20 protein-coding genes and 1 tRNA gene are annotated in these 24,087 nt (G+C 63.2%); 7 read left to right on the top strand and 14 right to left on the bottom strand.

The genetic code is table 11. The annotated features are described in order from the left end of the window. Window positions 1–21 precede the first annotated feature (21 nt). The 6 genes from BUA26_RS11160 to BUA26_RS11135 all read right to left on the bottom strand — a co-directional run bounded on the left by BUA26_RS11160 (window position 22) and on the right by BUA26_RS11135 (window position 7,761). Window positions 22–2,730 carry a nitrate reductase gene (locus BUA26_RS11160; RefSeq protein WP_072760745.1) on the bottom strand — a complete coding sequence of 903 codons (2,709 nt, stop codon included), beginning with the start codon at window positions 2,728–2,730 and terminating at the stop codon, window positions 22–24. Next, window positions 2,727–3,998 (bottom strand): NAD(P)/FAD-dependent oxidoreductase, encoded by a 1,272-nt coding sequence (locus tag BUA26_RS11155; protein WP_072760744.1) that lies wholly within the window; start codon window positions 3,996–3,998, stop codon window positions 2,727–2,729. Before BUA26_RS11155 ends, BUA26_RS11160 begins: the two co-directional genes overlap by 4 nt. A 602-nt stretch (window positions 3,999–4,600) precedes the next feature. Continuing rightward, window positions 4,601–5,527: a 2OG-Fe(II) oxygenase gene (locus BUA26_RS11150; RefSeq protein ID WP_072760743.1), complete on the bottom strand. Its 927-nt coding sequence runs from the start codon at window positions 5,525–5,527 to the stop codon at window positions 4,601–4,603. A 201-nt stretch (window positions 5,528–5,728) separates the two neighbouring features. After that, window positions 5,729–6,544 carry a hypothetical protein gene (locus BUA26_RS11145; protein ID WP_255368282.1) on the bottom strand — a complete coding sequence of 272 codons (816 nt, stop codon included), beginning with the start codon at window positions 6,542–6,544 and terminating at the stop codon, window positions 5,729–5,731. Window positions 6,545–6,557: 13 nt separating this feature from the next. Next, complete coding sequence (locus tag BUA26_RS11140) at window positions 6,558–7,421, bottom strand: FTR1 family iron permease (RefSeq protein WP_072760741.1); 864 nt, start codon at window positions 7,419–7,421, stop codon at window positions 6,558–6,560. Window positions 7,422–7,425: 4 nt separating this feature from the next. Then, window positions 7,426–7,761 (bottom strand): cupredoxin domain-containing protein, encoded by a 336-nt coding sequence (locus tag BUA26_RS11135; protein ID WP_072760740.1) that lies wholly within the window; start codon window positions 7,759–7,761, stop codon window positions 7,426–7,428. A 364-nt stretch (window positions 7,762–8,125) separates the two neighbouring features. Between BUA26_RS11135 and BUA26_RS11130 the strand changes: the two genes are divergently transcribed. After that, window positions 8,126–10,444, top strand: coding sequence for a nitric-oxide reductase large subunit (locus BUA26_RS11130; RefSeq protein WP_072761546.1), 2,319 nt, complete (start codon window positions 8,126–8,128; stop codon window positions 10,442–10,444). Between the two features lie 232 nt (window positions 10,445–10,676). On the opposite strand, the gene BUA26_RS11125 is transcribed toward BUA26_RS11130, so the two are convergent. Continuing rightward, the gene (locus BUA26_RS11125; RefSeq protein WP_072760738.1) at window positions 10,677–11,303 is read right to left on the bottom strand and encodes a c-type cytochrome; all 627 of its coding nucleotides are present in this window, start codon (window positions 11,301–11,303) and stop codon (window positions 10,677–10,679) included. Window positions 11,304–11,346: 43 nt separating this feature from the next. Beyond that, entirely contained in the window at window positions 11,347–12,732 is a 1,386-nt protein-coding gene (locus tag BUA26_RS11120; RefSeq protein ID WP_218587809.1) for a hypothetical protein, read from the bottom strand. Between the two features lie 314 nt (window positions 12,733–13,046). Here BUA26_RS11120 and BUA26_RS11115 point away from each other — a divergent pair, with 314 nt between their 5' ends. The 3 genes from BUA26_RS11115 (at window position 13,047) to BUA26_RS11105 (ending at window position 15,567) form a co-directional block, all read left to right on the top strand. After that, window positions 13,047–13,766 carry an SDR family NAD(P)-dependent oxidoreductase gene (locus BUA26_RS11115; protein WP_072760736.1) on the top strand — a complete coding sequence of 240 codons (720 nt, stop codon included), beginning with the start codon at window positions 13,047–13,049 and terminating at the stop codon, window positions 13,764–13,766. A 110-nt stretch (window positions 13,767–13,876) separates the two neighbouring features. Continuing rightward, entirely contained in the window at window positions 13,877–14,635 is a 759-nt protein-coding gene (locus BUA26_RS11110; protein ID WP_072760734.1) for an SDR family NAD(P)-dependent oxidoreductase, read from the top strand. Then, a complete protein-coding gene (locus BUA26_RS11105) occupies window positions 14,632–15,567 on the top strand; it encodes a sigma-70 family RNA polymerase sigma factor (RefSeq protein WP_072760732.1) in 936 nt (311 codons plus the stop codon). The genes BUA26_RS11110 and BUA26_RS11105 overlap by 4 nt, the downstream gene beginning before the upstream one ends. A 226-nt stretch (window positions 15,568–15,793) precedes the next feature. Here BUA26_RS11105 and BUA26_RS11100 read toward each other — a convergent pair whose 3' ends face one another. Further along, a complete protein-coding gene (locus tag BUA26_RS11100) occupies window positions 15,794–16,822 on the bottom strand; it encodes a M23 family metallopeptidase (RefSeq protein ID WP_218587808.1) in 1,029 nt (342 codons plus the stop codon). Window positions 16,823–17,028: 206 nt separating this feature from the next. Here BUA26_RS11100 and BUA26_RS11095 point away from each other — a divergent pair. Beyond that, window positions 17,029–17,118 (top strand) — tRNA-Ser (locus BUA26_RS11095). A 155-nt stretch (window positions 17,119–17,273) separates the two neighbouring features. Continuing rightward, window positions 17,274–18,068, top strand: a complete 795-nt coding sequence (locus BUA26_RS11090) for a CHAD domain-containing protein (RefSeq protein ID WP_072760727.1) — start codon at window positions 17,274–17,276, stop codon at window positions 18,066–18,068. 43 nt (window positions 18,069–18,111) lie between these two features. On the opposite strand, the gene BUA26_RS11085 is transcribed toward BUA26_RS11090, so the two are convergent. The 5 genes from BUA26_RS11085 to BUA26_RS11065 form a co-directional block, all read right to left on the bottom strand. Continuing rightward, window positions 18,112–18,495, bottom strand: a complete 384-nt coding sequence (locus BUA26_RS11085; protein ID WP_072760726.1) for an LrgA — start codon at window positions 18,493–18,495, stop codon at window positions 18,112–18,114. Beyond that, on the bottom strand, window positions 18,492–19,772 hold the full coding sequence (serS, locus tag BUA26_RS11080) for a serine--tRNA ligase (protein ID WP_072760725.1): 1,281 nt from the start codon (window positions 19,770–19,772) through the stop codon (window positions 18,492–18,494). Before serS ends, BUA26_RS11085 begins: the two co-directional genes overlap by 4 nt. Before the next feature lie 138 nt (window positions 19,773–19,910). Then, window positions 19,911–20,489, bottom strand: coding sequence for a hypothetical protein (locus BUA26_RS11075; protein ID WP_072760724.1), 579 nt, complete (start codon window positions 20,487–20,489; stop codon window positions 19,911–19,913). Window positions 20,490–20,644: 155 nt separating this feature from the next. Beyond that, entirely contained in the window at window positions 20,645–21,037 is a 393-nt protein-coding gene (locus BUA26_RS11070; RefSeq protein ID WP_218587807.1) for a nuclear transport factor 2 family protein, read from the bottom strand. A 73-nt stretch (window positions 21,038–21,110) separates the two neighbouring features. Beyond that, the gene (locus BUA26_RS11065) at window positions 21,111–22,430 is read right to left on the bottom strand and encodes a DUF3466 family protein (RefSeq protein ID WP_072760722.1); all 1,320 of its coding nucleotides are present in this window, start codon (window positions 22,428–22,430) and stop codon (window positions 21,111–21,113) included. 147 nt (window positions 22,431–22,577) lie between these two features. Between BUA26_RS11065 and BUA26_RS11060 the strand changes: the two genes are divergently transcribed. Continuing rightward, on the top strand, window positions 22,578–24,083 hold the full coding sequence (locus tag BUA26_RS11060; protein WP_218587806.1) for a MocR-like pyridoxine biosynthesis transcription factor PdxR: 1,506 nt from the start codon (window positions 22,578–22,580) through the stop codon (window positions 24,081–24,083). Window positions 24,084–24,087 lie beyond the last annotated feature (4 nt).

Genomic DNA, 24,087 nt, shown 5'->3' with positions numbered 1-24,087 from the left:
GGCGCCGGGGAAGATGCCGGTTCATGCGTTGGCCGCCGCGTGCACTTCGGTGATCAACTGCTTCAACTCCGGCACACAGGAACCGCAATTGCCACCGGCGTGCAGGCTTGCGGTGATCTGTGCCGGCGTCGTGAAACCTTGTGTGCGGATCGCCTCGCAAAGGGTGTTGCGTCCTACGCCGAAGCACGAACACACGATAGGGCCGGTATCGGCACCCGCTTCCAGCGGTTCGCCGACCAGCAGGCCGACGCGGTCGATGTCTTCCAGCCGTTCCTTGACGAACAGCCCGGACAACCACGCGCGCGACGGCAGATCCGGACGCGGCGAGAAAAACACGCAAGCTTCGACGCGGCCATCCACGACGTGTGCCGCACGATAAATCCTCGCCGACGGATCTTCGTATTCGAGCCAGTCCGCGTCGGCGTCGCCGGCGCCGAGACAGGCACGCGCCCATGCGCCGCACCCCGACGGCAACTCGCGAGCGGCGATCTCGTAGCGCAGGAAGCATTGGCCCTGGACAGACGTCCAGTAGGTCAGATCATCCGTCGCCAGTGGCCGGCGACTGAGCACAAAGCCATGCCAGCGAACCGGAAACGGTTCGACCCGTATCGGCGTGTGCTTGAACTCGGGTTCGCCGGAAATCGGATCAACCACAGGATTCACCACACTGCCGACCCGTGCATCCGACGCGAACTGATCGTTCCAGTGAATTGGCACGAACGCGTTGCCGGCCAGGATGCCTCCGCCGTGCTGCACGCGGGCCACCATCGTGCCCCAGCGCGAACTTATCCGCGCCAGTTCGCCGTCGCGCACGCCGCACAGCAAGGCGTCGCGTGGGTGCATGTCGATGAACGGCTCAGGAGTATGGACAGCGAGCCGGGGCGACTTGCCGGTGCGCGTCATGGTGTGCCATTGGTCGCGCACGCGTCCGGTATTGAGGATCAACGGATACTCGCGATCCGGCGCATGCACGGGCGCGCGAGCGGCGGTGGCGACGAAACGGGCGCGTCCGTCGGCATGCGCAAAGCGCGCTTCGGCGAACAGTCGGGCGGTCCCCTCACCTGCCGCGTGCACCGGCCATTGCACGGGTGCCAGCGCGTCGTAGGCCTGACGCTCCAGTCCGACCAGTCCACCGAGATCGAGTACGCGGCAGGCGGCCATCGGCGTGTCGTCACGTGGAGCGTGATTGCGGAACGCGGTGAGCCGCGCATGCTCGTCGAAAATTTCGTGCGGAGCCTCGAACGCGAAGCCACGGTCGAACCCCATGCGCTGCGCCACGTCGCACACGATGCGCCAGTCGGCGCGCGCCTCGCCCGGTGCCGGCAGAAAGGCGCGCTGGCGCGAAAGCCGCCGTTCGGAATTGGTGACCATGCCGTCCTTTTCGCCCCAGCCCAGCGCGGGCAGCAGTACGTGGGCGAAAGCGCCGGTGTCGGTTTGCGCGACGATGTCGGAGCTCACCACCAGCTCGCAGCGGGCCAGCGCGCGTTTGACCTGATCGGCATCGGGCAGGCTCACCACCGGATTGGTGGCCATGATCCATACCGCCTTCACCTTGCCCTGCTCGATCGCTTCGAACAAATCCACTGCTTTCAGCCCCGCACGCGCGGCGATATGCGGCGACTGCCAGAACGTCTGCACGATGTCGCGATGCACGGGATGGTCCAGTTCCATATGCGCCGCCAGCATGTTGGCCATGCCGCCCACCTCGCGCCCGCCCATCGCATTGGGTTGGCCGGTGATCGAGAACGGTCCCATGCCGGGCCTGCCGATGCGTCCGGTGAGCAGGTGGCAGTTGATAATGCTGTTGACCTTGTCGGTGCCGCTGGAAGCCTGGTTCACGCCTTGCGAAAACACGCTGACGGTTTTCTCGTGGCGGGCGAACAAGCGATAGAAGCTCAGCAGATCCGCCAGCTGCAGGCCGCAGATGCGCGCCACTTCGGCCGGATCGCCGGCATCCGATTCAGCCGTCGCCAGCGCTGCTTCGAAACCCTGGGTATGCCCGTCGACGAAGCCGGCATGCATTGCGCCGTGCCGGAACAGGAAGGCCAGCAAGCCGTTGAACAACCACACGTCGGTGCCAGACTTCAGCGGCAGATGCAGGTCGGCCAGTTCGCAGGTGGCAGTGTGGCGTGGATCGATCACCACGACCTGCAGCGAAGGCCGCGCCTCCTTGGCCCTGGCGATGCGCTGGTACACGATCGGATGGCACCACGCGGTGTTGGAGCCGATCAGCACGACCAGTTCGGCCTGCTCCAGATCCTCGTAACAGCCGGGTACCAGATCCTCGCCGAACGCACGCTTGTGCCCGGCTACCGCCGAAGACATGCACAGGCGCGAATTGGTGTCGATGTTGGCCGTGCCCAGCCAACCTTTGGCGAGCTTGTTGACGACGTAGTAGTCCTCGGTGAGCAACTGGCCGGATACATAGAAGGCCACCGCATCGGGGCCATGCGCATCGATCACGCGACGGAAGCCCTTAGCCACACGGTTCAGCGCTTCGTCCCAGCTCGCGCGACGCGGTGCGGCACCGGACTCGCGCAGCAGCGGATGCAGCAGGCGGCCATGCAGGTCGACGGTTTCGCCCAGCGCGGCGCCTTTCACGCACAGCCGGCCCAGATTGGAGCCATGCTGTGGATCGCCCTCCACATGGGTTGCACCAGCCGCATCGACGCGTGCCAGCACGCCGCAGCCTACGCCGCAATACGGGCAGGTGGTGGCCGTCGCGCTCATGCCACGGCCCGGGTTCGCCGCTCGTCCAGCGCCTGGCAATAGCTCTTGCCGAACAGCAGGCGGCTGCGAAATAGCGTGATGTCGGTGGCGTCGCAGATCAGCTCGAAGTACCAGGCGCCGTCCTGCACGTCGCCGTACAGCACTGCACCGATCACCCGGTTGTCCTTCAGCACCAGCCGCTTGTAGACGCCGCTTCGCGGATCGCGCAACACCAGATCCTCGGTACCCGCGCCACCCAGAAAATCGCCGGCCGAATACAGATCGATGCCGGTGACCTTGAGCTTCGTGGCAGTCTGCGTGGAGCGGTAGCGACGATGGCCGAAGCGGGCCAGATGCGATGCGCACACCCGCGCCTGTTCCCACACCGGCGCGACCAGGCCGAACGTGGCCCGACGGTGTTGCACGCACTCGCCGACCGCATAGACGCGGGGATCGAAGGTTTGCAGCGTGTCATCCACCACGATGCCGCGTTCGCAGTGCAGCCCGGCCGATCGGGCCAGCGCCGTGTCCGGGTGAACACCTACCGCCATCACCACCAGATCGGCATCGATGCGGTCGCCATCGGCCAGCACGACACCTTCGACCCGCTCGTTGCCATACAGCGCGACCGTTTCCGCATCCAGCCGCAAGGCCAGCCCGCGCGCGCGCAGGTTGCGCTCAAGCAGCCCGGCGGCATCGGCGTCGACCTGCTGGTTGAGCAGCACACGGCTGCGGTGAATCAGGGTCACCTGCATGCCTTGCCGCGACAGCCCGTTGGCCGCTTCGATACCCAGCAGTCCGCCGCCGATCACGACAGCGCGGTGATGCGAGCGGGCAGCGGCGAGCATCCGCTCGACATCATCGATGCCACGGAATCCGACAACGCCCGGTAACTCCTTCCCAGGCAGCGGCAGCACGATCGGCTGCGAGCCGGTGGCGATCAACAGCCGGTCGTAAGGCAGCTCGATACCGTGCCGCGAACGTACGCGCTTGCGGCGGCGATCGATCGCCACCACCGGATCGCCCGCGTGCAGCGCGATGCCATGTTCGGCATACCACGCCGGCGTGTTGAGCATGATCTCGTCGGCGCCCTTCTCGCCGCTGAGCAATTGCGACAGCAGGATGCGGTTGTAATTGCCGTAGGGCTCGGCGCCGAACACCGCGATGTCGTACAGATCCGGGGTGAGCTGCAACAGCTCTTCCACCGTGCGCATTCCCGCCATGCCATTGCCGATCACCACCAGCTTAGGCTTGCCGCGGGGCACCGCGCGTGCGCCGGCCACGCTCATCGAACCGGCACTTGGACGCCATCGCCCCACTGCGCAGAGTGCCCGAGCATCTCGATGCATTCGCCGATGCACAAGATCCCCCTATCCGCATGCCGTGCGGCCATCAGCTCCTTCCGCAGCTTGTGGCCCACCATGCCGTTGCCCATCACAACGAGCTTCATAGCCACCTCGACGCTTCAACATTGCCAAGACGCGCAGCCAGGTCTGCCGACAACAGGCAGCCTGGGTTGTGGTCTCCTCGCTATGGTGCGGAGCAATACTTGTGCCACTGCAGGAAACGGCCACAACCAGCCACTTGAACTGGAAAATCCCCTATTGCGAGGCCTTCCCTGCCCCAATAGAGAGCGAGCACGACCGCGTTAGCACCATTGCGGCGCACGATTGGATGGCCGCGGTGCGGCTTGATCTAGCTGGATCTGTAACGCTTCAGCAGTTTCGGGCTGAGCGCCAAACAACGGCAACCACGCGGCGCTGCCAGAGCCGCAGTGCCAGCAAACTCATACCGCCAAATTTGCTGCGCCGTGCTGGCAGCTGGCTTCTAAGGAGCCGTGTCACCGAAATACTCGTGTGCTCAGGACGGTACGACGTGAGGGAAATCCTCACTACTTCCAGTAGCGCACGTAGGCTCTCTTCAAGAGATAAAGCAGATGACCAGAGAAACCTCCGTCCTGTGCTTTGCGCATCGCGGTATTTTCGGCGTACATCATTCTGATGTGGCTGTCTCGCACCTCCAGGAGATGCTTGAGCTCAGCGACGTGGCTACGAGTCAGCGTCAATCCTTCCTGGTAGCAATCAGGAAGTTGTCGGTTCACGTAGTACGTGGTGTGGCGTGGTGCCGTGTCATCGGCCGGACGGTCTTTCGTATAGAAGTACAACGCGATCGAGCGGCGTGAGATATCTGCATGTTCGTCGGGTAGCCGGATCGCATCGAAGCCATGCCAGGATTTTTCGGATGTCTCGAAAATGACACAACGATTGAAGGCCGGGCCCACCGCGCGCGACGGCCGATTGTCGGCATAAGGATCCCGGAAGATTTCCAGACAACCGCCCCACGAATCATCCCATGTCGGATTCAGGTAGATGATGAGGTTGAGGCGCCGGTGCCATTTTTCGCTGGGGTGATAATTGAAGTCGACGTGAGGATCCAGGCTCATGCCGTTGCGGTTTTCATGCGTACCGCCGCCCAGATACCACGGATCGTAGATCAAGCCTTCGATGCCGGTGAGCTCACCAACGGCCTTGAGGAATTCGGGGCTCTTGATCGCGTCGTCTAGGCGCTCGTAAGCGGGACCACATTGACGGATTTTAGCCAGAGTGGATTTGCCACCTGGTTCACCATCGTCGCCGATAAAGTTGCCGCGCTCGAAGGATGGAAATGCGTCGAATAACGACTGGGCGAACGTGTTATCGAGGAAGTCCTCGATAACTATGTGCGGGAAGGGTGGAGTCGTAGTGAATTCATTGCGGTACTGCTCAGCATGGGCCAGTACCGCGGGATTGATGATCTTGAGACCTGAGGCGCTATCCATGAGGGGTCGTGTTCGGTGGCGAAAGTCGATTGTACCGAGTTTGGTTCAAGCTGACCCCGGCGCGGGAATGATGCGCCCTACGCTGCACTGCTTGGGTCGCCACTGCTGCTATAACTGCCGCGGACGATTCTTTTCATGTTCGAAGCTAAACGGACCATCGTTTGCGCGGTAGCTGGTGCAGGTATCGCGACAGGTTGTAAATCAGAAGAACTCATACTCCACCTGGGCCAGCCACGTCCGCCGGGGTGCCGCGGCATTGATGCCTAGCACCACGCCGAAACGGTATTCGAGGCTGCTGGTGGTGCCGGGGACATGCCATTCGCCGGCGACAATGGGACCGGCTTGATACGCACGATCGGCGGGCCGCGCGTAGGCCTCGATGCCGGGGCGGAAAGCAGCGGAAACCGCATAGGTGCCCGAGTAGCTGTAGCGAAACTCGTACTTGCCGCCGGCACCCGCGCCAACCTCTTTTTCCCAGATGGCGTTCAAGCGGTGGGTGAACCGTCCCGCTGTTTTCTCGACCAGTGGGCCAAACTCGACGGCGTCGGGTTTGTCGGCGACGATCTGGTGCTCGTACGAGGCCAGAAAACCGAAGTCGGCCCAATATTCACCCGGCTGGGTGAATTGGAATGTGTTCTCGAATTCGTAGCCCAGCAGGCGCCCGCTGCCTCCGGGTTCCTTCTCGTGCCGCGCGAGATATATCTCCGGTTTCCACCAATCGGTGAATGTGTGGGAAACCGATAGTTCGGCTGCGTTGCCGCCGTTGAAGTCGGCGCGTGGATCGCCATAGCTGTAACCGCGCAGTTCGATCTCCGACTGGGTGGCGAGAACGTGCGGCGAGTAAACGATGAAGTCGTCGGCATGGACCATGCTCGTGACGAGCAGGAGGATCGCTCCCACACCCAGGGCGAGTGAAGGAAATTTTCGAGAGGATGGATACACCGGATGATTCCTGGGGTGATGATTCAACACACACGCTCCCGTCCCGCGGCGACTGTCGGGGATACGCGCGAGCAACAACAGAGATGGGTTAGCGCAACGACTCGGAAGCTGGATCCGTGGGTAGCGAACGTGTCCTTGCTGACGGTGATGGCGATGTTCGGCCCAGTCGCTGCATGCCGACTATCAGCAGCAGCAACGTGGTCGCGTAGAAAACCAACTGGATGCCCGCCGGGCTGGCGTCATAGCCGATGAGGATGCCCAGCGTCTGGCCCGCCAGCGAGCCGTTGGACAATAGCCAGGAGGTGTCCCAAAGCTGAGCGCCCCAGGAAGGCAGCAGATCGCCCTGCACCAGGAAACGGGCGGCAGTGGAAGCCAGTCCCGATGCCAGCAACACCAGCATTCCGTTGGTGACGGTGAAGAAATGTTTCATCGGGATGCGCAGCAGACCGAAATACAGCGCGAAGCCGAGCAGTGCACCGCTGCCGACGCCCAGCGCGATACCACCCGCCAGCCCGACCGCGCCGATACCGCCGATGGCCATGCCATAGAGGAACAACACGATCTCGGAACCTTCGCGCAGCACCGCGATCGCCACTACCGCCAGCAATAGCGTCAGCGAACTGGCGCCTGTCCTGACGGCACTGCCGACGGCGCCCATGTGCTGCGCCAGTTCGCGACCGTGTTTGGACATCCACACCACGTGCCAACCGATCATCACGACTGCGGACAGCAGTACGCAGGCGTTGAAGATCTCCTGGCCGGAGCCGCTGGCAAGGCGAGCGATAAGAGAGGCGCCCATCGCCACCAGCAAGGCGCCGGCGATACCGAGTCCGATGCCGGCAGTGACGAACCATCCCCGTCGCGTCACACCGCGTGTGGCAGCACAGACAATGGAGACGATCAATGCCGCCTCCATCACTTCACGAAACACCAGCAAGGCTACGCCAAGCATCGCGTCACTCCACGATCAGCCGGCCCTTGGCCGTGGCTTGGTGAAAGTCGCCGAAAAATCCGTAGTTGCCGGCGCGCAACGGGCCGACGTAAACGGTGATGCTGCTGTTCGGCAGCACGATTTTTTCGCGATTGAAATCCGTGCTCTCAAACTCTTCCGGCGTGGCGTCTTCGTTGCGCACGATGATCTTGAACTTGGTGCCCGCCGGCACTTTGAGCTCGCTGGGCTGATAGACGTGATTCTTGACGACCAGCGTGAACTCCGGCAGATCATTGGCGATCGCAGGGCTGCCGGCGAGAGCCAGCAATATCGGGGCGGCGACGAAGAAAGGCTTCTTCATGGGAAGGATCTCGCAAAGAGTGAGTAAATGATAACTATTACCATTTGACGTGTCAAAGCGTGCCTTTGACCGGGAGCCAGATCGCTGCGGCAAGTAGAGACTCTCGTCCGCGCTCGGCGACTCCCTAATTCCTGCAACGCCCACTTCACGGTATCCGACATCTTGCTGCCGTACGCCGGCAACACCGCTGCTGCACGCGAAAAGGCACATCGGCACGCGCTCATCCAGATGGCTTCAGCTGTGCAGAAGCCATACCCCCTGCGACAACGTGTCATCCGCTTACTTCATCGCGCCTGATCCAGATCAGCCGGGTCGCACGACAAGTGCCTAGCATCTGCCGCGCCCCCTTTAACCAGGAATGATCATGAGTGCGACCACTCTCCCTACAGGCCTGGTTGGCCCGCAGGATCGAACCAGCAAGGTACTTATCTGGGTACTTCTCTTCGTTACTGCAGCCTGCTTGCTGGGAATGGCCGTAGCAACCCGCAGCACCTACCAGCAAGTCGCTCCGCTGCCTCGACAGATGGCCACCGGCGATGGTGCGCCGGTCATGGAATACGCCGATATCGTGGAAGGCAAGTCGGGCTTCCAGAAAGCCGACCTGATGGATTACGGCAGCCTGTACGGCATGGGCTCCGCCTTCGGCGAAGACTATACCGCCGAGTACCTGGTGCAGCTGGCGAAGGAGGTGCAGAACAACCTCGCCACCGCGCGCTATGGCAGACCATTCGATGCCATCGACGCCGATCAGCAGGCTGGCATCACTCAGGAGATGCGCCGGCAGTTGCAAGGCATCGACCTGAGCCAGCAGCGGGTCGTCCTTCCGGATGCGGTGGCCAAAGCCATCGGTACACTGCGTCCACGCATCGCCGCATCGCTGCTCACCGATGACTTCAGCAAGGGCTACACGGGCGCGCGGGCGCTGAACCCGGCCAGCGCCCGCCAGACGGCGAGTTTTCTGCTCTATTCATCGTTGACCACGGTCGCGCGTCGTCCTGGCAAAGACTATTCATGGACGACCAACTGGCCCGCCGAGCCACTGGTCGGCAATGCCCCCACCTCGGCGACTTTCGTATGGACATGGGCCTCCTTCACGATGGTGTTCTTCGCCATCGGCGCGGTGCTGGTGATCTTTCGCCTATGGATCGAGCCCAAGGCAGCCAACGAGACCTTCGAACCGACCTTGCACAACTTCGCCGCACCCACGCCGAGCCAGAAGGCGCTTTGGAAATACTTTCTGGTCGTCGCAGGCGTGTTGTTGATACAGATCCTGGTCGGCTCGGTCATGGCGCACTACTACACCGATCGCGTCAGCTTCTACGGCTTCAATGTCGGCAAATGGCTGCCGTACGCGTTCCTGCGCAGCGTGCATCTGCAAGCCCCGATCATCTGGATCGGGGTCAGCTGGATCGGCGCCGGATTGTTTCTGGCGCCGCTGATCGGCAAGCGCGAGCCCAAGGGACAGCGGCTTCTGGTCAACCTGATCTTCTGGGTGCTGGTAACGATCGTGGGAGGAGCGCTGGTCGGCGACTATCTCGGCATCATGGGTCTGGTGGACGAGCACTGGTTCTGGTTCGGCAATCAAGGCCTGTCCTACCTGGAGCTGGGCCGTTTCTGGCAGATACTGTTCTTCGTCGGCCTGGCCGTGTGGTGCATCGTATTGCTGCGCGCTTTCTTGCCCACTCTGAAATCGTTGTCCAGGCAAAGCGGCGGCTCGCTATACGGGCTGTTCCGCATCGAACACCTGCTGTGGATCAGCACGCTGACAGTCGCGCTGTTCTATGTATTCGGCATGATCCCGCTGGGCTCACCCAACCCCTCGTTCTCGATCACCGATTTCTGGCGCTGGTGGGTGGTGCATTTGTGGGTTGAACTCGCCTTCGAGCTGTTCACCGCTGCGGTCACCGGCTACTTCCTGATGGCACTGGGCCTGGTGTCGCGGCAGATGGTGGAGCGTGCGGTGCTGTTCGAATGGATACTCATCGTCGTCGGCGGCGTGCTCGGCACCGGTCATCATCTGTACTGGGCTGGTGAACCCGGGCTATGGGTCGGCGTGGGCAGCATGTTCTCTTTCATCGAAGTGTTGCCACTGGTTCTGCTGGTGCTGGAAGCGGTCGATCAACAACGTCACATCCAGCAGAAAAAGGACTTCCCGTACAAGCTCGCCTACCTTTACATCCTGGGTGCGGCCTTCTGGAACTTCGTCGGCGCCGGCGTATTTGGTGGCGGCACGTTGAATGCCCCACTGGTGAACTATTACGAGCATGGCACTTTCCTCACCCTCAACCATGCGCATACCTCGATGTTCGGCGCTTTCGGGCTACTGGCCATCGGCCTGCTTTACATGGTCCTGCGCTACCTCAACGGCGACCGGCCGTGGAGCGATCGGGCCGGGGTGTGGGCGTTCTGGCTCTACAACATCGGCGTGGTGATGTGGATCGCGCTGAACTTCTATCCGATCGGCTGGCCCCAGCTGGAGGCGGTCTACACTCACGGCTACGCCTATGCGCGCAGCATGCAGTTCTACAACACCACGACGTTCTGGCAGTGGATGCGCATGCCGGGTGACGTCGTGTTCGCGCTTGGCGCACTGTTGATGGCTTGGGATTTTGTGGCCAAGATGTGGATGCAAAGAATCACTTCGACGACTGCCGCCGCACGCGGCTCGAAAAGGCATCGCTAGGGACGCTCTGATTAACCTCTATTTTCGTCATTCCCGCGAAAGCGGGAACCCCGTGTCTTTCATGTAACGTTGATACACAAAGGCACTGGGTCCCGGATATCGCTTCGCGATTCCGGGATGACGAGCAAAATCAGAGCATCGCTAGTTCCGTCGGAAAATGGTGCATAAAGAAGAGCCCGCAACGGCGGGCTCTTCTTTTCTGGCCACCCGCGACGGGAGGGCTCAGCCGCTATCAGAGGGACTGCAGGTAGGTCGCCACGTTCTTCATCTCTTCCGGCGTGAGGTTCTTGATGATGCCGTGCATGACCGGGGAATTGCGCAGGTTGCGCTGGATCACCGTCAGCTGGCGCACGATGTAGGCTTCGTGCTGATCGGCCAGCCGCGGAAAGATGCCGTTGCCCTCGGCATGCGCGCCATGGCAGGTGGCACACGCCACCACTTGCCCGGGAATGCCCTGCTCGAAGATTTTCTTGCCGGCCGCCATCGCCGCCGGATCGCCCGGAATGCCCTTGGGATGTGGCTGACTGGCAAAGTATCGCGCCAGCGATTCGGCGGTGGCGTCATCGATCAGGGTGGTCATGCCCAGCATGTAATCGTGCGCTTCCTGTTCGTTGCGCGCGCCGCTCTTGAACGCCTTGATCTGAGCCGACACGTACGCTTGCTGTTGTCCGGCCAGTCGCGGAAAGGTAGGCGACTGGCTGTCGCCGCCAGGTCCGTGACAACTGGAACAGACCTGGGTGGCCAGCTTGATCGCCGCGTCGTCGCTGGCGGACGTGGCGCCGCTGGCCGCGAAGGCCGTGCCGTCCAGTGCGGCGAACAGGCAGGCGAGTGTGGCAAGACCGACTCTGATGCGCTTCATGTGGCGTCCTCCCGAGGACGGTGATGGTGCGGTGACGAACATCTCAGTACACCAGCCAGATGTTGGCAAACAGCGTGTTGTTGTCGCTCGCCGGGCGCCCCGACCCATCGTAGTTGCGCCGCGATCCGTTGAACTTGCTGTAGCCGTAGTACTGCAGCATCAGGCGCACGTTCTGTTGCGGCAGATAATCCAGCTCAAGGATGTAGCCCTGGGTGTCCGGGCGGCCGTTGACACTGCCACCCACCGAGCCGGGGGCGTAGAGGCCCGCGTCCGCGGTGCCGTGGGTCCTGACCACCGACAAGGTGGCGCCGTACTTGCGGTCGAAATAATAAGTGCCCTTCAGCTTGTCGGTGATCAGCGTGTCGTGCGCGTTGGCCGGCGCGGGACCCGCACCGATCGGCGCTCCGGCCAAGGTGGCTGGATAGCTCGCCCGATAGTCCTGATTCTCGTGAATATGGGTGTACTGGAAGGTGTAGGTGTGGTCCTGGCTGATGTGCTGGAACTGCGCGTCGACCGCAATGTCGGTGAAGCGATCGGTATCGGTATACGGCAGCGTGTTGTCCGGATACACCCGGAAGTGGCCGCCATAGGCACCCACCATCAGCGAGTCGGCGCCCCACTCGCGGTTCCAGGCCACCCGCCAGTAGGGATCGACCCCGCTGAGCCGATGGACACCGCCGGGCGTCTGGGTGTCGGTGCCGGCGCGCAGCGGTGCGAAGAAACCGTCGGCGGTCTGGTAACCGGACAGCTCGACGTAGACGGTGCGATTCCAGTACACATAGCCGCCCACCCCTGCCACTTGCTGGCCGAGCTGGCCGTCGAGCATGGTGGCTGCCGCGGCGCCAATGCCATTCGGTGGCGTAGTAAACGGGAAGCCGAACGCCGGCGTGCTGTTCCACACGTCCTGCACGGTCGGGTTGTTGTTGACGGTGAGCCCATACAGCCAGCGCATGTCGGTGTTGTCGGTGTTTTCCGAACGGCCCACCACACGCAGATCGGTGTTGTCGATGCCGCTGTGACCGACATCGCCGTTGCCGGCCAGGTTGTTGTAGGTCCACTGGATCCAGCCGCCGATGTTGTCGGTGATCTTGCCGCCGGCAAACACGCTGGCGGCGGAGAGCACCGGCTTGTCGGTCTTGGGCACGATCTTCTGGCCCTGGTCGTCGCGGTTGTTGCGCACGTGGGTAACCCCGAACTGCGCCATCAGAGCCAGCGGCAGCGCCTGCCGCGTGCCGATGGTGTAGCCGCTCAACTTGAACATGCGCCCGTACGGTGTCAGTTCGGGAAAGCTCACGTGGCAAGCCACGCAGGCCTGGCCGGTCTGCCGGGCGAACGCCGGGATGGCGCGCGCAGGGTTGATCAGACCGAACCAGCCCAATACGCCCAGGCAGACCAGCAAGCGACCGACGCCCATGGATTTGATGTTCATTCTTTTGTCCCCTTGAGTAACGACAACGGTCCGGCCTGCCCTGTGTCACCCGCGGCCGCATCGGGCCGTCGCACCGCCGCAGCGCTATCCGCGCGTGCGACCACTTCCTGCCAGGCTCTCATCTGCCACTCCCCTACTGGATGCCGACGTGGTCAGCTTTGCGCCAACCGCCCCGCGCCGAATTGATCACGATCAATCCGGCGGCAGATCCCGCCGCACCGAGGGCGCAAAATCCAGGACGTGCGCCTGCCGCCGGTGACTCCTTTTCGCCACCTCATCCGTCTTGGCTCTCACACAGCAACGGAGCGAACCGGATGAGAGACAAGAATGTACTGGTGACAGGAGCCAATCGCGGCATAGGACGGGCACTGGTCGAGGAAGCTCTGAAGAGAGGCGCGAAGCGGGTCTACGCCTGCACGCGCCAGCCCTTGGTCCACGCAGATAAACGCGTCACGCCCCTGATCCTGGACGTGACCAATGCGGCACATATCCAGCGCGCTGTCGAGAGCGTCGAATCTCTCGATATCCTCATCAATAACGCCGGCTTGGCGCTTTATGACGACTTGAGCGATCGCGCCGTGCTCGAGCAGCACCTCGCCGTCAATCTCTTCGGCACGTATGGCGTGACCCAGGCGTTCCTGCCATTGCTGACGCGTTCCCGGGGAACCATCGTCAACATTCTTTCGGTAGCGACTTTTGCCGCCTTGCCGATCATTCCGTCCTACTCGATCTCGAAGGCGGCCGCGTTCTCTCTATCGCAATCGCTGCGCGCTCTTCTGGCCGGACGCGGCGTGAGAGTCCATGCCGTCCTGGCGGGCCCGGTGGACACGGACATGTCCCGAGACCTCGACATACCGAAGGCCTCTCCGCAGTCCGTTGCGCGCGGCATCTTCGACGGGGTCGGCAAAGGGGAGGAGGACATCTTTCCGGATCCCGTGTCGGAATCCATGGCGGAGAGCTGGCGCAGCGGCGCGGCCAAGGCACTCGAACGCCAGTTCGCCATGCTCGTACAGGCAGCGCCTGCCGAGGCCTGAGCGAAAAGCCCGAGGCGCGGCAGATAAGTGTCAGGTCGCACCATGAACTGACTCCTTTCCCGCGCCCCAATCGTCTTGGCTATAACCTTAAAGACACCGGAGAAGCACCGATGAGCCTCAAAGATAAGCATGTCGTCGTTACCGGCGGAAGCCGCGGCCTTGGCCTGGGACTGGTCGAGGCGCTGGTGGCGCATGGCGCCAAGGTGACAGTCGTCGCCCGCGGCGCCGATGCGCTCGAGTCCGTCCGCGCCCGGCTGGGCGTCGCCACGATATCCGCCGACGTCACCGACGAGAGCGCCGCCCACCGCATCTTGACCCAGGTCCACCCGGACATCCTGGTGCTCAATGCCGGCGCAAAACCGCCGATGGGCCGATTGGACCAAGTGAGCTGGGCGGACTTCACTGTGCCCTGGGAGCACGACGTCAAGGCCGGGTTGTATTGGTTGCAGGCCGCGCTCAATCTGCCGCTCAAGCCGGGAAGCCGCGTGCTCGTGGTATCGAGCGGCGCGGCCGTCAGCGGATCGCCCATGTCGGGCGGTTATGGCGGCGCCAAGCGTATGCTCTGGTTCATGGCCAAGTATGCCAACGGCATTGCCGCACAGAAGAACCTCGGGATCAGCTTCCAGGCGGTCGCACCGCTGCAGATGGTCGCCGGCACCGGGATCGGTGACATGGCCTCCAGCGCCTACGCGAGCGCCATGGGCATCACGCCCGAAGCGTTCCTGACCCGCTTCGGCACACCGATGCCGCCTCGGGAGTTCGGCGAGAAGGTGGTTTCCGTGCTGGACGATCCGACATATGCCGACGGCCTCGCCTTCGGACTCAATGGCGACGCAGGCGTCACCATCCTGGAGGAAGCAGCGGCTTGAGCACCGGGCACCCCACGCCGGAAAGCGATCGCCGGGCAGCACTCCTCGCCGTGGCCGATCAGCTGCGGCCCGAGCTGCACCGCTATTGCGCGCGTCTCATGGGATCGGTCATCGAGGGCGAGGACGTCGTGCAGGACACGCTGGTCCGGGCTCTCATGGCCTTGCAAGATATGGAGGAGACGCCGCCGCTGCGCCCCTGGCTGTTCCGCATCGCCCACAACCGCGCCCTCGATCTGCTGCGCAACCGGGCGGTGCGCATGGCCGAACCGATCGACGCTGTGCCGGACGCCGGCGACCCAGCAAACCCCGACCCCGCGGAGATGCTGATGCGCCAACAAGCGGTGAACACCGCGGTGTCGCGCTTTGTGGAGCTCCCCGTCCTCCAGCGCAGCGTCGTCATCCTGAAAGACGTGCTCGACGAATCGCTGATCGAGATCGGCACCCTGCTCGACCTCACCGTCGATGCCGTGAAAGGTCACCTGGCGCGTGGCCGCGCACGTCTTCGGGATATCAATGCGCAAGCCGGCCCACTCCCTGACGCGCGGCCGGCATCCGCCGCGGTGGCGCGTTATGTCGCGCTCTTCAACCAGCGAAACTGGGATGGCCTGCGGGCGCTACTCGCTGACGACGTGAAACTCGTTCAGTCCAATTACCCGCTTCGCACCGGCTCCGCGGACGTCGGTTTGTTCTTCACCCTCTATGCCACGATGGATGGCGTATGGCTGGCCCCAGCCTGGCTCGAAGGGCGGGAAGTGATCGCGGTCTTCGAAGACCGCGCCGATACCAAGCCCAGCTACGTGATGTGGCTCGAGTGGCGCGACGGCCGGATCAGCTTCATCCGCGATTACCGTTATGTCCGCTACGTCACCGGCGAGGCTGAGCTGCTGCTGACGCCGGACGTCACGCTTTCGGTCGACGACGCCACGCACTGACGACGACCACCGCTTCCACGTCGCCGAGCTTCGATCAGCGGAGGAAACCTGCGTGCTGGTCCGCGCGCCCTCAAGGGGCCAAGGGGCCTCGAAAAACTGGCTATTACTCGTCATCCCAGCGAAAGCTGGGATCCAGCGTCCTTGGGGTTTCAAGGAATTAGAGTCACTGGGTCCCAGCTTTCGCTGGGATGACGGTCCAAAATCACCGGTTTTTCGAGCCCCCCCCTTAAGGGAAACTCACCACATCATTCCCGTCTGGCCACTCGCCCACGCGTGTCGCGCCCTTGCCATCGACCATAGGCACCCATGGGGAGCCGAGTTTCGAGATGTCGTCGTAATGGCCCAGCTTCCGATAGCTGCGAATCTCGAACGGCCGGCCCTCTGCGCCTAGCGGCGTACTGCCGTCGGCCACATGAAAATGCAGGTGAGGCCCGGTGGATTCGCCGGAGAAACCCAGCGCGCCGATGACCTCGCCCGTCCTGACCTTGTCGCCCGCAGCCACACGCACGCTGCCTTTCTTCAGGTGTTCGTAGAAGGCATAGCGGCCGTCGGGAAGCCGCAGGGCGACGTAGTTGCCGGCATCCTCGTCCGCTGGAGGCGTCGTTCGCGCCGAGATGCGCGAAGCCTCGTCCATGCCGTCATGTACCGCCGCGACGGTCGCGTCGGCCACCGCCAGCACATCATCCCCATAGCCGAAAGCATCGCCGACAAGGTCGGGGTCGCCCGCGGTCATGCGGCCCTTGTCGTCCACCTTGACGAAGTCGATGGCAAACCGGCCCGGCAATCTGGCATGACCTGACCGGGTGTAGAACACACGTCGGTGTCCGCGCGGCCAGGCAGGGCTATGTATGGCCACCCACGGTCCACCGCGCAACGGCGGCGCGATCAGCGAGGGCTTCGTGCTGTCCACCGCGAGCTCATCGCTCCACTGCGTCAGCGCCTTGTTGTTGCCTGCGGTTGTGTAACTGAAGCGATGCCGGAACTCGTGCGGAACCTGCGGCTCAGGCACGACGATGTCCAGAAACAGCACCGCTTGCTGACCCGGCGCGATCAAGACGGGATCGGCTTTGGTGTGCCCGATGGTATTCACCGGGGCCAGATCGGCGGCCAGCACCGCTCCGGAGAGATCGGCAAGTGGGGTCTCGTTCGGTCCGCCAAGCACCGTGGCACGCGTGAGCCTGAGCTCGCTACGGGACGTGTTGGTGAAGTGCAGCTCGTAGCTGACCTGCCAGCGGCCATCAACGCGCACGGCCATCGGCTGGACCGGTGCATCGATGGCGAAATCGTGGCGAGCCGGAGCCTCCCTGGCATATGAACTACCGATCATCAGGAGGGCAACGCAGAAGGCGGGTATGGCGAGTCGTCGGATCAAGGCAGGGGTCCCATGGGCTGGATTCGGATTACAACCGGATCGCACCGCGTTGGCTAGCGATGCAACTGGCCTTACAATGCGTTTCCCGCGGAGGGATGGCCGAGCGGTTTAAGGCAACAGTCTTGAAAACTGTCGTACGTTAACGCGTACCGTGGGTTCGAATCCCACTCCCTCCGCCACCTTCCCTACGAACAGTGCGGTCCAGCCAGTTCGTCCCCCCTGTTTAAGGAACGACCTGGCCCCCAGCGATCACTGCTGTACTACAACGAGTGATGCACCAGGAAAGGACCACGGACTAGACTAGTTGCCCGTCTTCGAATGAAGCCTGCGGCCTATGGCGTCGACATTGTTGGGGCTGGAACTTGCTGAGGTGGCGTCCAGGCAGGCGCACGAAGTGCGTCGGGCGCTGGAAAAGAAGCGGGATCGTCACGTGGCCGTGCACGAGGCCCGCAAGGCGATACGAAGGCTTCGGGGTACGCTGGATTTGGGCCGGGAGGTTTTCGGCGCGAAGTTCGACGCGATCGATAGATCGCTGGATCGATTGGCCGACGGCCTGTCTCCGCTTCGTGACGCTCAGGTGGTGGCGGAGACGGCGTCCAAGCTGGCTAACGACCACCAGCCGTACTGGAAAAAAGTAGCCGATCAGCTGAGGCATCGCCGCGACCTTTTGCTTGACGCTGCGTTGTCCCGCGATCCGGATTTTTCGAAACGGCGCGCCAGGATGAGCCGGATGACATTGGCGATAACAGACCTTCCGTGGGCGGACCTGACGAAGAAGGTGGTGCACCACTCCGTCCTGAGCAGCTTGAAGCGCCTGGAGAAGGCGAAAGCGGCGGCGCAGGCAGAAGGTTCGTCAGCTCGCCTTCATCGTTGGCGCAAGCGCGTACGCCGTCTTCGGCTACAACTGGAAACGTTGAATGGGGTTGAGGCGTCGGCTGGCTGGAAAAGTCTCGAAGCCGTCAAGCGCAAAGTGAAGTCAACGCGTTCGCTGCGTCGTCTGGGGGACAAACTCGGCTGGCGACAGGATTTGCAGGTGCTTCGCTCAAGCATCCGCCGCATCGGAAACCCGGCGCTGGCGAAACAGCTTCGCCGCGGAATCGATCATGAGATCGGGCGCATAAAATGGTGAGTTCGTCCGCCCATTTGCGCTGACGGCGCAGCGGGTCCGTCGGTCAGGAACCCTGCGGCGGACGAACGTCGGCGCTCTTCTTCGACAGCGCGACCAGGCAGCCCACCAGGATCGCGATCGGGATCAATGCACCGATCAGCGGAAATAGCAGCACGGGTTCGCGTATCACCATGGGCACGATCTGGGTGGCGGTGGCGAAGCCGATCACCCACAGGCGCCAGCGGCGGCTGTGGCGGCCGAACCAGAAGCTGGCGAGAACCAACAGCACGGCGACGATGGAGAGCACAAGGTCGATGGTCGGCAGTTGCCACACGGTGGCGAAGCCTAATCGGGTGCCGATGAAGGAGATCAACACCAGCAGCAGGAAGTAGCTGGTGTAGAACTCCACCTTGTCCCATCTCCCGCGAACGGGCGCCGGCGCGTTCATGCGATGCGGTCCAGCCCAGCCATGTACGGACGCAGCGCTTCGGGCACGGTGATCGAGCCGTCGGCGTTCTGGTAGTTCTCCATCACCGCGATCAGCGTGCGGCCGATGGCGAGGCCGGAGCCGTTCAAGGTGTGCACCAGTTCGGGCTTGCCGGTGTCGGCGTTGCGCACGCGGGCCTGCAGGCGGCGCGCCTGGAAGTCCTCGCAATTGGAGCAGCTGGAGATTTCGCGGTAGGTCTGCTGACTGGGCAGCCACACTTCCAGATCGTAGGTTTTGGCTGCACTGAAGCCCATGTCGCCGGTGCACAGCAGCAGCTTGCGGTACGGCAGGCCGAGTTTCTGCAGCACCTTCTCGGCGTGGCCGACCATTTCTTCGAGCTGGGCGTAGGAGTCGGCGGCGCGCGCGACCTGCACCATCTCGACCTTCTCGAACTGGTGCTGGCGGATCATGCCGCGCGTGTCGCGGCCGTAGCTGCCGGCCTCGGCGCGGAAGCACAGCGAGTGCGCGGTGAAGCGCAGCGGCAGCGCGTCGGCTTCCTGGATGGTGTCGCGCACCAGGTTGGTCAGCGAGACTTCGGCCGTGGGAATCAGGTAGCGCTTCGTGTCGCCGACCTGGGTGGCGAACAGGTCTTCTTCGAACTTCGGCAGCTGGCCGGTGCCCTGCATGCTGTCGGCGTTGACGATCACCGGCACATTGTATTCGAGGTAGCCGTGCTCGCCGGTGTGCAAGTCGAGCATGAACTGGCCGAGCGCGCGATGCAGGCGTGCGAGTTGGCCACGCAACACGGTGAAACGTGCACCGGACAGCTTGGCGCCGGCGTCGCCGTCGAGCCAGCCGTGACGCTCGCCCAGCTCGACGTGATCCTTGACCTCGAACTCGAACGTAGGCGGCGTGCCCCAGCGGCTGATCTCGACGTTGTCGCTTTCGTCCTTGCCGATCGGCACCGACTCGTGCGGGATGTTCGGAATCAGCAGCGCGATGTCGGAAAGCTTCGCCTGCGTCTCGGCCAGTGCCTGCTCGTTGGCCTTGAGCTTGTCGCCGATGCCGGCGACTTCGGCCATCAGCGCGGCGACGTCTTCGCCCTTCGCCTTGGCCTGCCCGATCGACTTGGAGCGCGTGTTGCGCAGGTTCTGCAGCTCCTGCGTCTCCATCGCCAGCTGCTTGCGCGAACTTTCCAGCGCCTCCATCGCGGAGACGTCGAGTGCGTGGCCCCGGGTTTCCTTGAGGCGCGCAGCAGTTTCGGTCAGGCGCGAACGCAGCAGTGCGGGATCCAGCATGATCGAGTCCAGAGAAGGCTTGAACCCTGAATTATCGCTGCCCGGTGGCAATCGTCGCAATGCGAATCACATTTCGCATGGGGACTTCGCCCATCCCCAGCCCTCTCCTGCTGTACGCAGGAGAGGGAGCATGAAGCATCAGCTCGCCAGCTTGCGCTCGCTGCGGCCCAACCACCAGGCCATCGCGGCGCCGGCGATCAGCCAGCCGATCAGTTGCTCGATCAGCGCAGCCCAGGTGAAGTCGAGCGGAAAGCGGTACCAGTTCCAGTACGGCACCATGGTGCCCAGCCAGGCGAATGCCACGGCCGCGGCCGCCACGGCGAGGCGGCGCCGGAAGCCCAGCCCGGCCAGCCCCATCACAAAGGCCAGCGCCAGCCCGCTCAAGGTATCCGACGCCCATTGACGTCCGATCTGCGGTCCCATCCTGGTCATGTCCTCGCCCTGCGGCAGGTAGACCACCCAGGCGTAAGGCGACCGTATGGCTTTTTGCCGGTAGGCGATGACCTCTGCCGCATCGCCCATTTTCTTCGGATCCAGCGACGGCAGGATGTAGACGCCCGGCTGTTCGCCCAGACCCTCATGCAGGCTGCTGAGCACCACATTTTCATTGGCCGGCGGCTTGATGCCGACATTGCCCAGTCCCAGCGCCATATGGGCCAGGACACCCCACACGAACATCAGGATGCCGCCGATGAGACCCGCTACCAGTACGCGCATGATTCGCCCTCCCCGGTTGGTGACCCGAATCTATGCCCGATGCGCCGGCCTCGGCAAGGTTATGCGCAGCAGCGCGATGTCACCCGACACCTTGTCTGTGCCGACTCACGGCCGTCGCGAGGATGACGGCAGAGGCGAGCCAAAGGAGCACGAGGCTAGCCGGACTCATGGTCATTCCCAGCACGCGCGATTGGTGCGCGGGTGATCTGTGCGGAAACCACCTTCCACTCATCGTCGCTGCGGACATAGACGTCGATGTAGCGACTGATGCCGCGCATGCCGGTCTTCTTCGTCCACGAACCCAGTGCGCGTACCAGTGCGACGTCTCCGTAGAACTTCACGTCGACATCGACCAGCTTGTACTCCTCAAGGTCCGAGCAGCCTCGGGCGGTCAGCCGCAGGAACGCATTCTTGTCGAGCATCGAGGCATCCGATTCGATGCAGACGAACTCATCGGCGAGATGCATCCGATACCAGTCGACGTCGCCAGCCAGCGAGGCTGCCACGTATTTCTCGTTCATTCGTTGCAAGTGTTGTTCGTGATGCATGGCCATGGCTTTCCCCGCTGGCGCTGATGGCGATGCCCATCCGTTGCGGATAGGCATCGCCGCACTGCCGCGATTATTTGACGGCGCCGAAATCGGACGCCTTCAGGCCTATGCGCTGCAGGAGTTTCGTCCGCAGCTTCGCCGGCAACGGAACGCCCTGGATGGCAGCATTAGTACTTGCTGCAACATTCCTGCTCAGGCCATAGCCGGGGGTCGCCACGAAACTGAGAACCTCACCGGAAGCGTCGACTGCCTCGCCGGTGATCACTCCTTCGTCATTGATGTCGCTGGCCTGGATGAGCTGATCGCGATAACCCGTTGCAACCAGCTCGTTGAGATTGGCCATCACGCCGTTCTGCCACAGGAATGCCTGGCAACTCGCGAACCCGGCCATGCAGGACAAGCCGACCACCTGACCTAGCTTGTTGATGCCAAGCGCCTGGCTCTGCGCACCGGCACCTTGTCCTGGCAGCGTGCCCAGATCTTGCATACCGCCGCTCTGGGTCCACAGAAACGCATGCGCCAGAAGCCCGCGGCCAGTCTGCACATTGGCGAACCCGACCACCGCGCCGTTGCGGTTGATCGCCATCGGAGTGTTCCAGGCCGCCCCGCCAATATTGCCCATATACGTCGGCTGGCCGTGTTGCCAGATCACCGCGTGGATGGCGCTCAACCCGCCGACCGCGTTCGAGCAGATGCCCGAAATGCCGACGACCTGGCCTTGATCGTTGATGGCGGTGGCCGCTGAAACCGTGTCCACCGTGGTTTCGCCAGGGAGTGGCGGCAGCGGCGGCAGTTCCTCTATCTGGTCTTTGCCCGGCCCCCAGACCACCGCGCGGAACTGCAGCACCTGCGGCGGATTGCAGGTCGAATCGTGTACGGTGTTCTCGGCCCAACCGACTGTCTGGCCCAGGTTGTTCGTTCCGGTGGCGAAACTGTTGTAGCCACCCAGCGTGGGCAGCGCGCGCAATTTGCCCCAGTCGGAAACGAAGCCGGCGCAGTTATGCAAGGTCGCTGCCCCGGGGAAAAAAGCCGAACAGCTCCAGGCCTCGCCCAAAGGGTTCACGTCGGCGGTTTCCGCCATGCCGGAGATCACGCCAAGGCTGTTCTTCACCGGCCATTGAATGCTGCTGTTGGCGCCGCCCAGAGTGCCCAGGTCGAACCGCGACCCGAACAGCCACACCGTGGCGTGCGTGGTTTTGTCGCCGGGTTGATTGGCATTGCCGCCGATGATGCCGAGGTTGTCGATGCTGTTGCCGGAACTGAAAGTTCCACCCGCCGACGGCAGGTTGTAGACGGAATAACCGGGACCGCCCGATGCCGCCAGGGCTTGCGCGACTGCGCCGCTGCCGGCCAGCGTGGCGATCAGGATTGCATACGGAATCTTGCGCATGACGTACTCCCTCGTGATGTGGACTTCGAGATTGAGCTCGCCTGGAACGCATCGAAAGCGCCACTTTTGCGATGGGAGCTAGTCCGGTCGGTCGCCGCCGCGGATAGTCGTTACAATCGCGCCATGCGCCGATGGGAGCTGCCTATCGTGTTGGACCCCACGCGGGAACAGCCACTGTTCCTGCAGCTTGCTGGCGCCATCGCCGACGACATCCGGCGCGGCCGGCTCAAGCCCGGCGATGCACTGCCGGGTTCGCGCGAACTGGCCGAATGCCTGGGCATCAATCGCAACACCGTGGTCGCCGGTTATGGCGAGTTGGCGGCCGAAGGGTTGATCCATACACGTATCGGCGGAGGCACCTTCGTCGCCGATTCGGTGAACGTACCGTTCGCTCCGCATGCGCCGTCGGCGGAATACCCGGCACGCCCGACATACCGGCTCATGCCACCCGTGTATCAGTTGCCGCCCATCGGCGCGCCGGCGCCAGGTGCATTGAACATCTGCAACGGCATGCCCGATGTGCGTCTGTTTCCAGCAGCGGCAATGGCGCGTGCGTTCCGCCGCGCCATCGGCCAGCGTGGTCGTGCCTTGTTGACCTATGCCGATCCCTGCGGCCACCCGCGCCTGCGCAAGGAACTGGCGGCCATGTTGGCGAGCACGCGCGCGCTACCGGTGACGCCAAACAATCTCATGATCACGCGCAGCATCGAACAGGCCATCGACCTGGTCGCGCGCATGCTGTTGCAGCCGGGCGATGTGGTGGTCGTCGAGGCTTTCGGCTATCCGCCGGCGTGGAGCGTGCTGAAGCTCGCCGGTGCGCGACTGATGCCTTTGCCGCTGGACGATGACGGGCTCGACATCAGCGCGCTGGAGGCCTTGCTGGCGCAGCAGCAGGTGCGCGCCGTGTTCCTGACGCCGCATCACCAGTTCCCGACCACCGTCGTCATGTCACATGCGAAACGGTTGCGGTTGGCTGAGCTCGCCTTGCGGCACGGCTTTGCGATCATCGAGGACGATTACGACCACGAATTCCATTACGCCGGCAAGCCTGTCCTGCCGATTGCCTCGGGCGCGGGCCGCGCCAACGTGATCTATATCGGCTCGCTGTCCAACCTGCTGGCACCAGGAATAAGTTCCGGCTTCGTGATTGCGCCAGCACCGGTGTTCGAACGGCTGGCAAGTCTGCGCGCAGCGAGCGATGCCCAGGGCGATGCGGCGATGGAATGTGCGATTGCCGAACTTTTCGAAGATGGTGAATTGCTGCGCCATGTAAGACGGATGCGGCGCATCTACGCTGCCCGGCGCGATGCCCTGGCGGCATCGCTGGTGCGCCACCTCGGCAGCGCCGTCACGTTCCGCACCCCCGCCGGCGGCACGGGGCTATGGCTGCGTGTCGACGATGCGATCGACGTGGCTGCCTGGTCCGTTGCCGGTGACCTCGAAGGTGTGCAGTTCTTCGGTGCCGGACGCTATGAATTCTTCCAGCGCGAGCAACCGTTCATGCGACTGGGCTTCAGCTATCACGATGAAGCCGAACTGGACGAGGCGGTGCGGCGCATGGCGCGTGCGCTCGCACAGTCGCGAAGCAGTGCTGTCCGACCGGCGCGCAAGACGACCACACCGCAGGCCACCCAAACCGCCTCGCACGGGTAGCACG

The sequence above is a fragment of the Rhodanobacter sp. OK091 genome (genome assembly GCF_900142825.1).
Classification (GTDB): Bacteria; Pseudomonadota; Gammaproteobacteria; order Xanthomonadales; family Rhodanobacteraceae; genus Rhodanobacter.
The sequence above is the reverse complement of the archived record's forward strand: the minus strand, read 5'-3'. Positions and strand labels throughout refer to the sequence as shown.